The organism is Frankia sp. Mgl5, from assembly GCF_023242985.1.
Taxonomy (GTDB): Bacteria; Actinomycetota; Actinomycetes; order Frankiales; family Frankiaceae; genus Parafrankia; species Parafrankia soli.
The window spans coordinates 42,222-52,795 of sequence record NZ_JALKFY010000006.1; the positions used below are offsets into that span (position 1 = coordinate 42,222).

10 protein-coding genes are annotated in these 10,574 nt (G+C 68.9%); 7 read left to right on the forward strand and 3 right to left on the reverse strand.

Annotated features, from left to right (window positions below; genetic code table 11):
- Positions 1-94: 94 nt before the first annotated feature.
- Complete coding sequence (locus tag MXD62_RS39085) at positions 95-2,488, reverse strand: LuxR C-terminal-related transcriptional regulator (protein WP_285223952.1); 2,394 nt, start codon at positions 2,486-2,488, stop codon at positions 95-97.
- Positions 2,489-2,710: 222 nt separating this feature from the next.
- Between MXD62_RS39085 and MXD62_RS04500 the strand changes: the two genes are divergently transcribed.
- Both MXD62_RS04500 and MXD62_RS04505 read left to right on the forward strand, forming a co-directional pair.
- Entirely contained in the window at positions 2,711-3,823 is a 1,113-nt protein-coding gene (locus MXD62_RS04500) for a hypothetical protein (RefSeq protein WP_248828162.1), read from the forward strand.
- Positions 3,824-3,867: 44 nt separating this feature from the next.
- On the forward strand, positions 3,868-4,962 hold the full coding sequence (locus tag MXD62_RS04505) for an ecdysteroid 22-kinase family protein (RefSeq protein ID WP_248828163.1): 1,095 nt from the start codon (positions 3,868-3,870) through the stop codon (positions 4,960-4,962).
- Positions 4,963-5,007: 45 nt separating this feature from the next.
- Here the strand turns inward: MXD62_RS04505 and MXD62_RS04510 are convergent, their stop codons facing one another.
- On the reverse strand, positions 5,008-5,784 hold the full coding sequence (locus MXD62_RS04510; protein WP_248828164.1) for a FadR/GntR family transcriptional regulator: 777 nt from the start codon (positions 5,782-5,784) through the stop codon (positions 5,008-5,010).
- Positions 5,785-6,023: 239 nt separating this feature from the next.
- A complete protein-coding gene (locus tag MXD62_RS04515; RefSeq protein ID WP_248828165.1) occupies positions 6,024-6,911 on the reverse strand; it encodes an enoyl-CoA hydratase/isomerase family protein in 888 nt (295 codons plus the stop codon).
- A gap of 186 nt (positions 6,912-7,097) precedes the next feature.
- On the opposite strand from MXD62_RS04515, the gene MXD62_RS04520 reads away from it, so the two are divergent.
- The 5 genes from MXD62_RS04520 (at position 7,098) to MXD62_RS04540 (ending at position 10,565) form a co-directional block, all read left to right on the forward strand.
- Entirely contained in the window at positions 7,098-7,892 is a 795-nt protein-coding gene (locus MXD62_RS04520) for an enoyl-CoA hydratase/isomerase family protein (protein WP_248828249.1), read from the forward strand.
- Between the two features lie 122 nt (positions 7,893-8,014).
- Positions 8,015-8,389, forward strand: a complete 375-nt coding sequence (locus MXD62_RS04525; protein ID WP_248828166.1) for a hypothetical protein — start codon at positions 8,015-8,017, stop codon at positions 8,387-8,389.
- Between the two features lie 84 nt (positions 8,390-8,473).
- Positions 8,474-9,109 (forward strand): Type 1 glutamine amidotransferase-like domain-containing protein, encoded by a 636-nt coding sequence (locus MXD62_RS04530; RefSeq protein ID WP_248828167.1) that lies wholly within the window; start codon positions 8,474-8,476, stop codon positions 9,107-9,109.
- 2 nt (positions 9,110-9,111) lie between these two features.
- On the forward strand, positions 9,112-9,426 hold the full coding sequence (locus MXD62_RS04535; RefSeq protein ID WP_248828168.1) for a hypothetical protein: 315 nt from the start codon (positions 9,112-9,114) through the stop codon (positions 9,424-9,426).
- Positions 9,427-9,893: 467 nt separating this feature from the next.
- Complete coding sequence (locus MXD62_RS04540) at positions 9,894-10,565, forward strand: hypothetical protein (protein ID WP_248828169.1); 672 nt, start codon at positions 9,894-9,896, stop codon at positions 10,563-10,565.
- Positions 10,566-10,574: the final 9 nt, after the last annotated feature.

The following is a 10,574-nucleotide window of genomic DNA, read 5'->3' on the forward strand; positions in this document are numbered from 1 at the left end:
CTAGATTTTTCAAGGAGGTTCGGGAGTCCTTGATCCGCCGCCGCATGGATCACCGGCGGGCCGGGGGCGCGGCACAGGCCACCCGCTACCGGCGTCAGGTGCCGCCCGCATGCTGGCCGGCCAGCCAGGAGGCGACCTTGCCCCGGGAGTGGAACCCGAGCTTGGTCAGTACCTGCTGGACGTGGGTCTCCACGGTGCGCAGCGAGATCACGAGCCTTGCCGCGATCTCCTTGTTGGTCAGCCCCTGGGCGACGAGGCCGGCGACCTGGCGTTCCCGGCGGGTCAGCCCGGCCGCGGCCAACCGGTCGCCCGCGGCGACGCCGATCACCGGAGCCGGCTGGCCGTCCGCGTCCGCGTCCGCGTCCGCGTCCACGGTTGCGGTTGCGGTTGCGGACGGGGTGATCTCGACGTCGCCCAGGCCACAGGCGCACGCGCCCTCGAGCGAGAGCTCGGTGCCGCGCGTCCAGATGGCCTCGAACGCGTGGTGACCGAGCACCCGCCGGGAGTCGGCCTCGCTCTCCCGGCGGAACCGGAACAGGCCCGGAAACGCCGTGGTGGACGTGCCCATCCGTGCCCACAGCCGATCAGCGGTGCCGAGCAGTACCGCGGTCGTCGCATGCCGGCCGCGGCTGGCCTCGATCCAGGCGATGGCCTCCAGGCACAGCGTCAGGCTCAGCTGGTCGGACCGGCTGCTCGTGGCGGAGAGGGCGTCCCGCGCGATCGACAGGGCGGCTTCGGGATCGCCGGCGCGCCAGGTGGCGATGGCGTAGGCCCAGGCAGTGTACGAACGTAGGCACGGATCGTGCTGCAGTTCGGCGATCTCGGCGCACTCGGCGTGGTAGGCCCGCGCGGTCTCGGGGGTCGCGCTGAGCGCGGCGGCCACCGTGAGCAGCGCCAGCGTCTCGAGCTGGCGGTTGATGTCGCCGGCGAGGCGGAACTGCGCCAGCGCCTGTTCAAGGTGGTCGATCGCGCCGGACCGGCCGGTGTACAGCGCGTCCATCCCGCCGAGCTGGATGATCAGCGCGGAGGCCGAGAGATCGCGTGTCCCCGAGACCAGGTCGGCGCCCTGCCGGAGGATCCGGGCCGAGGCCGCCGGGTCGCCCTGCAAGGTCGCGAGCCAGCCCGCGGCGTGAACGGCCCGGATGCGGTCATGGATGCTTCCGTCGCCCTGGTCGAGGAACCGCGCCAGCCAGGTCCGTCCCTCGTCGAACCGGCCGTCGGCCACCCAGTAGCGATGCAGCGACCCCGCCAGCGCGAGTCCGCGACCGTGGTCGTTCGCCTCGGCGCAGTACTCCATCGCCCGCTGCAGGTTGGCGTGGTCCCGGCGAAGGCGGCTCAGCCACGCCCGCCGATCGGCCCCGAGCAGCCCGGCCTCCGCCCGGGTCGACAGATCAAGAAACCAGTCGCGGTGAGCCCGTCGCAGGGCCGCCTCCTCCTCGCCGCTGCTCTCGAGCCTCTCCTGCCCGTACTGGCGGAGCATCTCCAGGAGCCGGAAGCGTGCGTTCTCCGGACCCGCCTCGAGGGTCAGGATGGATTTGTCGACCAGCGACAGGATCAGGTCCAGCACGGGTTCGGTGAGCCCGGAAGCCCCGCAGACCCCCTCCGCCGCGTCCAGCCCGAAACCGCCGGAGAACACCGAGAGCTGGGTCCACAGACGCTGTTCCGGCCCGGTGCAGAGCTCGAAACTCCAGTCGATACAGGCGCGCAGTGTCCGCTGCCGCTCCGGGACCCGACGGCCGTCGCGGCGCAGTATCCGTGTGTTCTCGGTGAGTAGTCGCAGGACGTCGGCGGGCAACAACGCGCGGATCTTGACGGCGGCCAGCTCGATGGCGAGGGGGATTCCGTCCACCAGGCGGCAGATGCCCCAGACCGCGGCGCGGTTGTCCCTGGTGAGGTCGAATCCGGAGCGCACGGCGCGGGCCCGCTCCAGGAAGAGCGTGACCGCGTCACAGCCGGACACGTCGACTCCGTCGAGGTCGGTCTCCGCCGGCACCGGGAAAGGCGCGACCACATAGGTGCTCTCGCTGTCGATTCGCAGCGACTCCCGGCTTGTCGCGAGAATGCGGAGCCCCGGGCAACCGCGCAGCAGGCTGTCCACCAGGTCGGCGCACGCGTCCGCCAGATGCTCGCAGTTGTCGAGCAGGATCAGCAGTTGCTTCTGGGCGAGATGGCCGCGCAACGTCTCCAGCACGCTCTGATCGGTCGGAGGCGGGCAGCCGAACGTCGCCGAGACCAGGTGCGCGAGCAGGCCCGGATCACGCAACTGGGCCAGCTCGACCCACCACACCCCGTCGGGGAACGCGTCACGGACGTCCGCGGCCGCGCGCAACGCCAGCCGGGTCTTCCCCACGCCCCCCGCTCCGACCAGCGTCACGAGCCGGGACCCGCCGAGTAGCCGCCTGAGCTCCGCGCGTTCGGCCTGCCTGCCGACAAAGCTGGTCAGCTCGGCGGGTAATCCCTCGTTCGAGGACCGCGGCGGCGCGGGCATGGGCCATCTTTTGCAGGCGCCGCGCGGGACGTCAAGCCGCCGAGTAATCCCCGTAGTAATTCCCGTAGTTCCACTGAAGACGTCCCCGCGACGCCCGTCGATTCTGGTTCCTGCGGCCGGGTCCGGCATCCCGGCGGCGCTGCGGCAGCGAGCGTGAGCCCGGCGGTCCCGGTCCCGGCCGTCGGGAGGCCGGACAACCGGCGTACGGAGAGGAACCTGTCGATGCTCACCCCGTTCGACGACTACCCCGTCCACCAGACGCCGCTGCCAGTCGCGCACGTCGAGGGCGGGCACCCCGATCACTACGATCGGTTCTGGTTCAACGGTTACGACGGCGAGATGTACTTCGCGCTCGCGCTCGGGCTCTATCCCAACCGGGGAATCATCGACGCGGCCTTCAGCGTCGTTCACGCTGACGTCCAGCGGTCCGTGTTCGCGTCGGGACGCATTCCTCTGGACCGGACCGAAACCCGCGTCGGACCGATCTCGGTGGAGATCGTCGAACCGCTGCGGGTCAACCGCATCCGCGTCGACGCGGCCGAGCACGGTCTGGTCGCCGATCTCACCGCCGTCGCCCGCACACCCGCCTACGAGGAGCCGCGGACCACCCAGCACGACGGGACGCGGCTGCTGACCGACTCCACCCGTGCCACCCAGATGGTCAGCTGGACCGGGCAGCTGACGGCCGGTGGCGAGGACGTGCGGATAAAAACCGGAACGTACGGTACGAAGGATCGCTCCTGGGGAGTCCGCGGTCTCGTCGACCGGATTCCTGGTGCGCCGCGTTCCGTCGCCCCGCAGGTGTTCTTTCTGTGGGCCCCCTTGAACTTCGCCGACGAGTGTCTGCACTACATGGTGATGGAGGACGAGGCCGGAAACCCCTGGACGGACACCGCGGCGGTGTTGCCCGTGCTCGCCGAGGGCGGGTCGGTCTTCGGACCGGACACCGGCATCCGGCGCCTGCGCGGAGTCAGGCACCAGGTTCGCTGGGCCCCGGGGCTGCGACGATCCAACGGTGCCGCCCTCATTCTCGGGGAGGGCGAGGCGGTGGAGCTGGAGCCGCTGCTCACCTTCCGGATGAAGGGCGCCGGCTACCTCCACCCCACCTGGGCCCATGGCCGGTGGCACGACGAGCTGGCCGTCGGCGGTGAGGCGCACAAGGTGGCGGAGCTGGATGTTCTGGCCATCGACTGCGTACACGTGCAGCAGGTGGTGCGGGCGACGTGGGGTGGCCGGGTCGGCCTCGGCGTGTTGGAACAGGCCGTCATCGGGCCCTACCGGCCGGGCGGATTCCGCGACCTGCTCGACGGTGCTCCCAGCGCTCCCGGTGTCTGAGTCCACCGTTCTCCCAACGAACCCCGGAGACCCAGGTGAGCACAATGACCGAGCCTCCCGCACTGGTGTCCGACCCGCGCGACGTCACGGCCGGCTGGCTGACGGACCTGCTGAGGCACGCGGGAGCGCTCTCGGCCGGCGGCCGGGTGGCCGACTTCAGCGCGGTGGCCATCGGGACGGGCAGCGTCGGGGCGACCCTTCGCTACCAGCTGCGGTACAGCGGGGACCGCGCGTCGATCGCGCCTCCTCCGTCGATCGTCATGAAGTTCGCCTCGGCCGAGGCGAACAGCCGGGCCGCGGGCGTGGCCACCCGCTCGTACGAGAACGAGGTCGCGTTCTACCTGCAGGCCGCCCACACCGTCGACGTCCGCCGGCCGCACTGCTACTTCGCCGCCGTCGAGCCCAACACCGCCAATGTCGTGGTCGTCCTGTCCGATCTCGCGCCGGCGGTGCCCGGGGACCAGCTCATCGGCTGCGGTGCCGACGACGCGGAGCTCGCGGTGACCGAGGCGGCCCGGTTGCATGGTCCCCGCTGGGGCGACCCCGCGCTCCTCGACCTGAGCTGGCTGGCCAAAGCCGAGCCGGTGATCTCGGTGTCCGATGTCTACCGGGCTCTCTGGGACGGTTTCGTGGAGCGCTACCGGACGACGATCGAACCCGACGTCATCACCCAGGGCGAAGCCCTCGGCGCCGGAATCGATCGGTGGCTGGCGCATCGCCCCACTGCCGTGACCATAACCCACGGTGACTTCCGGATCGACAACATGATGTTCGAGGGAGCCGGCCGGAACAGGCACGTGACGATCGTCGACTGGCAGACCGCGCGCCTTGGCGCGGGTCCCGCCGACATCACCTACCTCCTCGGTGGAAGCCTGCCGCCCGACATCCGGCGCGCGCACGAGGTCGACCTGGTGCGCCGCTACCACGACGCCCTCGGCGGCTACGGGGTGACGGGTGCCTACCCGTTCGAGGAGTGCTGGGACGACTACCGGCGCTTCAGCTGGAACGGGCTGATCATGTCCGTGATCGCGGCGATGATGGTCCGCCGCGACGCCCGCACCGACGCGATGTTCGCGACGCTGGCCAACCGGCACGCCACCCAGACCCGGGACCTCACCGCCATCGGCTACCTGCGCTGAGCCTGCGCGGCTGTGCGGCTGTGCGCTCGAGCGGCTGGACGGCCCTCAGTAGTCGTGCTGCATCAGGTCGATGACGTTCTTCGCGCGCTGCGCGAGCATGACCCGCCCGACGATCTCCATGTGCTCCGCCCAGTGCTTCTCGGCCGCCGGGGCGTCACCGTCCTCGATGAGCGCCGCCAGCCGTGCCTGGGAGCGCAGGCCGCGCAGCCGGGTGGCGCTGGTGTCCTTGCCCTCGCCGGGCTGGCTGACCGCGGCGACGGCCCGGGCGACGATCTCGTTGAGCATCTCGGCGATGATGCTCAGGGTCTGGTTCTCGGCCAGCTCGACGAGGCGGGCGTGGAAGCGTGAGTTGGCCCGCCCGAACGCCTCGGGGTCGTCGATCACCTCGAGCTGCTCGGCACTGAGTCGGCGCAGCTCCGCGGCCGAGGACCCGCGTGAGCGTGCCCCGGCCACCAGCCGCGCGGCCACCGGCTCGATCGTGCCGCGGGCGTTGTAGACGTCCGCGAGCGGGACGTTGCGCGCCTGGAGCACGAGCGCGGCCGTGCGCGCCGTCATCCGCTCGCTGGGCTGGTGGGCGATGACGCCGCCGAGTACTCCGCGCTTGACGGAGATCAGGCCCTCCGCCTCCAGGATGCGCAGCGCCTCCCGCAGGGAGGGGCGGGAGACGCCGAACCGGTCGACCAGGTCGGGCTCGCGGCCGAGTGACTCACCCTCCGCCAGGTCGCCCCGCACGATGAGCCGCCGGAGCTCGTCGGCGATCTGCTGGGGCTTCTCGCGAAGGGTGGGCCGCTCCCCACCGCGAGATCTCCTTGGCTCGGTCACCTAGCTCGACCTTCTCTCCGTCGGCCGCGTCCAGCCCCCACCGCGACGGCTCGCGCGCAGCGCCGGACGAAGCGCTGGCCATGGTCTGATGCCCGTGACGGCTGGGTGAATGCGATCTGCCCAGCCTACCGGCGAACATCTCCGGGACCAGCGCCCGGATGGTGCTTTCCCTCTAGATGTTTGAACGTGCCTACGGCGTCTCCGGGTGCGGCTCGCCATGCCGGGGGAGGCAGTCACGGCTACCGCGCCAGCTGGTCGTCGGCCCCCGGGTCGGGGAGGTCGAAGTGCTCGTCGCGTAGTTGGAAGGCTCGTTTTGTGCCGTGCTCGGCGCGGGTTTTGACGAAGTTGAACTCGTCGTCCTCGAACTGGAGGTTGGTGCCGAAGGCGTGGAAGAGGTAGCTGGCGACCTCTTCGCCCTGGTAGCCCTGTAGTTGCTCGACGAGGCGGAAGGCCTCCTTGGCGATGACGATGCCGTCGGCGGGCATCCGGGAGAGCTTGCGTGCCCACCAGTCCGCCCGCGCGGACACGTCGGCGCCGTCGATCACCTCGGTGAAGACCGAGAGGTGGGCCAGTTCGCTGGCGGGGATCATGTCGCCGGTCAGCAGCAGGCGGCGTGCCAGCACCGGGCCGAGCCGGTAGAAGAACATGTGCAGGGAGCCGAGGGCCGGGCCGAGGAACCGGGTCGCGGGCATCCCGATCCGGGTGTCGCCGGCGACGACCGCGATGTCGGCCATGAGCGCGAGTTCGAATCCGCCGCCGAGCGCGAAGCCCTGTACCTCGGCGATCGTGGCTTTCGGGTAGCCGAGGAAGTTGTGGTAGAAGCTGAACGACTTGCGGTCGACGGACAGCCGGCGGCGCTGGCTGGGACGTCGCTGCCGGGAGTCATTCGCGGCGTCGCCGTACCACCCGTAGGCGTTGGCCATGTCGGCACCGGTGCTGAACACGCCCCCGTTCCCGCGCAGGACCACCACCTTGACCGCGTCGTCGGCCGCGAGCTCATCGAGGTAGGTGCCGAGCTGCTCCCGCATCGCGGGGTCGTACGCGTTCCGGCGGCTGGGGTTGTCGAGCGTGAGGCGGGCGATCCCGGTTCCCTCGTCGCGTTCCAGTAGCACACGGCCCTCGCTCACTGGCTCTCCCTCTCGCTGATCGGACAGTCACGCCATCCGGCCACGCCATGCTATATCTCTAGATATTTTACGGCCTCGAGAGTTAGCATCGTAGCGATGCGTGTCACCCTGGGCGAGTCCCCCGCGGCGGGGGCCGGGGGTCTCCGACCGCTGCGAGTGCACGCGAGGAACGGGGTTGTTGTGGACATGGAGGCGGGCGTCGTCCTCGATCGGGACGGCGGCGTGCTGCGCATCGGCCTCGACCGGCCGCACCGCCGCAACGCCCTCGACGCCGCGGCGGTACGACGGATCGTCGGCGCGCTCGAGAACGCGGCAACCGACGACACGCTCCGGGTGGTCCTGATCGAGAGCCGCGGCCCGGACTTCTGCTCCGGCGCGGACTGGGTCGCCTCGAACACCGCCGGCGGCGCCCGGCCGCGCCCCGGCAGCGTGCAGCGGCGCATCGCGTTGCAGGCACACCGGCTCGTCCAGCTCATCACCGAGGTGCAGCTGCCCGTCGTCTGCGCGGTCCGTGGCCACGTCGCCGGCCTCGGCTTCCAGCTCGCGCTCGCCGCCGACTTCACCGTGGCCGCCGAGGACAGCCGGTTCTGGGAGCCGTTCCTGACCCGGGGCTTCAGCCCGGACAGCGGCGCGACCTGGCTGCTGCCCCGGCTGGTCGGCATCGCCCGGGCCAAGGAGCTGCTGCTGCTCGGCCGGCGGCTGTCAGGTGCGGAGGCCGCCGAGTGGGGGCTCGTCTACCGGGCCGTGCCCGACACCGAGCTCGACAAGGCGGCCGCGGAGCTGGTCGGGACGCTCGGGCAGGCCGCCACGGTCGCCGTCGGGCTCACCAAGCGCCTGGTCAACCGCGGGCTGGAACTGGGGCTGACCGAGGCGATGCAGGACGAGGCGTCCGCGCTCGAACTGGCGTCCCGTACCGCCGACTTCCGGGAGGGGCTCGTGGCGTTCAAGGAGCGGCGGTCGCCCGACTTCGGCGGGAGATAAGACGAACCAAGTTACACTCAAATCCCTGGCGGGATATCTGTACATCCTTGGAGCCGTCTGTGTCCGAGCAGGTCGCCACCCGGCTCGGTTCCGGCCGATCGCGAGGGCGCCCAGCGCGCCGTTTGGCCCTACGCCTTCTCTCGGCGTCCCTGGTCCTGCTGCCGGTCATCGCCGCGCTCTTCACCGGTCGGTACCACGCGAGATTCCACACCTGGCCGTGGTCCTCCAGCCTGCCGGACAAGGTGACATACTGCGACCGCGATTACACCGGCCCGGGCCGTCCGGTCACGTGGGCCGAGGCGGGAGCGCTTGAGAACGGCACTGTACGGGACGTCGGCCGCACCAGGGCCGGCGTTCGCGAGCGGTCGATCTACGCGAACCCGCTCTCGGAACAGGCCCGGGAACGCTACAACCCGCCTCTTCCCTGCGCCATGGCCGTATACCTGCGGACCGAGGGCGATCGAGTCGCGCCCTACGTTCTCAGCGGCGGACCATGACACCGAACTTGTCGTCATCTCATCGACCGGACGCCGTCCCGGGTGGCGGAACCGTCGCCTGCCCCTAAACTAAACGGCATGCGAATGTACTTGTCCTCCTTTCGTAACGGCAATAAACCTGACGAGCTGCTGCGGTTACTCGGCGATGGCCGTCGAACGGCGCTTATTCTCAACGCGCAGGACTGGGAGGCGCCCGAGGATCGCGCTACCGATCCTGCGCAAGAGGTCGAACGCTTGGAATCTATTGGCCTGCAGCCCGAAGAGGCGGACCTGCGGCAATATTTTGGCAGGCCGGATGAATTGAGGCAGGCGTTAGTCGGCTATGACTTGATCTGGGTGCGGGGTGGCAACGTCTTCGTGCTACGACGCGCTTTTAGACAGAGCGGCGCAGACCGCGCAATTCCCGAGCTGGTCAACGGTGACGCGGTTGTTTACGGTGGTTACAGCGCCGGCGTGGACATCATGCAGCCACATTTGCATGGAATCGAACTGGTGGACGATCCAAGCGTGATCCCGGAAGGCTACGACGAGGAAATTATCTGGGACTGTCCCGGTCTGATTCCATACTGTGTCGCGCCACATTACAAGTCCGACCATCCCGAGTCCGCCGACATCGACAAGGTGGTTAGTTACTACATCGACAACCACATTCCCTTTGTAGCGCTTCGTGATGGCGAGGTAATCGTTGTCGATGGCGATGAACAGAAGTTCGTTGGTTAGGGTTGGGGAAATTAGTCCGGTTCACCCACCGCCGCCGGTCGGAGGGACCGTCCGCGCTGCCGGTCCTGTCGGGTTCGCGCGCCTTCTTCGCCGGCGACCCGTCCTGCCGGCCCGAAGGTGAGCACGTTCCGGCCCCGCGACCACTGTTCGGTTCCCCTGACGGCCTGTGGGTCGACCCCGACGGCCGGCTGTTCATCGAGCCGGCGCCGGAGAACCCGCGTGCCGTCAGCAACCGGCCCGACTTCGACCCGGCCGGCCGGCCCCGCCCGGCGACCGTCGTGATCCACCGGAAGGGCGGCGGGAAGACCGGCACCTGATCCCGCCCAGCCACCCTGCTACGTACCGGCCCGCCCACCCCTCTACGCAGCGTTCCACCCGCTGCCCGTCGAAGCACCCGGTCCCTGACTCCGATCCTGGCCGACGCGACCCGTCCGGCCGGGGTCGGAGTTCGCCACTTTCGCAGCTCACGGGCTCGGCGGGGAATGCCCGCGCCCGAGCTTTCGCGGCGCGGCCGCCGAAGACCGGCCCGGCCGGCCCGGAAGGACCGGGGATAACTTTGCGTGACTTTCCGCAAATGGCTCCCCTTCGGAGTGAGGGTTCCTTAATCTGTTGTCCAGAGGGTTCCCGTTGATCCTCCTGGGTGTGGTGTGCGCACCCGTGGCGAACCCCTCTGTGTGTAACGGGAACTGTCGCCGTCCCGCCGGTTGCCTGAAAGCAGATACCGGCGCCGAGGGCGTGTCCCGCGTTTCATCCTGGCGGATCGTGGCTGTACGGGGGATATATCGTGGCGCCGGAAAAATACAACCTGAACTTGAAGGGCAGGACGAACAACCCGCTCGGCGGTCTTCCCAGCGACAAGATCTCCGGCAAGAAGGTCGACCTCATGTACCACCACATAGTGCCGCTCAGCAAGCTCAGGGAATTCTGGAACAAGATCGTCGAGAGCGGGAGAACCGAGAATCTCGAGTTCCTCCTCCAACTCCACGACGGCATCACAGAAGGAACTTACGCCGAGCTTCTGTCTCCCGTTGGGAAGATCCACAAAGACGACGCCCTGCAGGCCGCGGAACTGGCCTCGAAGATCTATAATGGTACGGTTTCCCACGACCCGAAGGCCAAGTTGCGCCCCTCCCCGTGGGACGATTTCATAAGCGTCTACACCTGGATTCCCGGAAATCTCTTCATAGGCCCCAAGGACCGATGCGACGACCCCGATAACAATCTTGACAAAATAGCCTCCCACATAATCGGGAGCGACAGGGAGGGACGCTACGACAAGATTTTTAAAGCCTTCACAGAGATCTCGAAATACCTGGACGACAAGTCCGATCAAGCGTCGGCCGAACTCGCTTCGAATGCGCTGCGCGAGGTGGCCGCGTGCATAGGAGTTCAAGCGTACAACGCCAAGAACTGGACCTGGATCGACGGCAAGAGTGGGCCGGAGTTCCAGGTATGACAGCGAGCG

What these genes read in the sequence shown, in the direction of transcription:
- MXD62_RS39085 (WP_285223952.1), bottom strand. Translation starts at nt 2,488, where the DNA reads ATGCCCGCGCCGCCGCGGTCCTCGAACGAGGGATTACCCGCCGAGCTG.
- MXD62_RS04500 (WP_248828162.1), top strand. Translation starts at nt 2,711, where the DNA reads ATGCTCACCCCGTTCGACGACTACCCCGTCCACCAGACGCCGCTGCCA.
- MXD62_RS04505 (WP_248828163.1), top strand. Translation starts at nt 3,868, where the DNA reads ATGACCGAGCCTCCCGCACTGGTGTCCGACCCGCGCGACGTCACGGCC.
- MXD62_RS04520 (WP_248828249.1), top strand. Translation starts at nt 7,098, where the DNA reads ATGGAGGCGGGCGTCGTCCTCGATCGGGACGGCGGCGTGCTGCGCATC.
- MXD62_RS04530 (WP_248828167.1), top strand. Translation starts at nt 8,474, where the DNA reads ATGTACTTGTCCTCCTTTCGTAACGGCAATAAACCTGACGAGCTGCTG.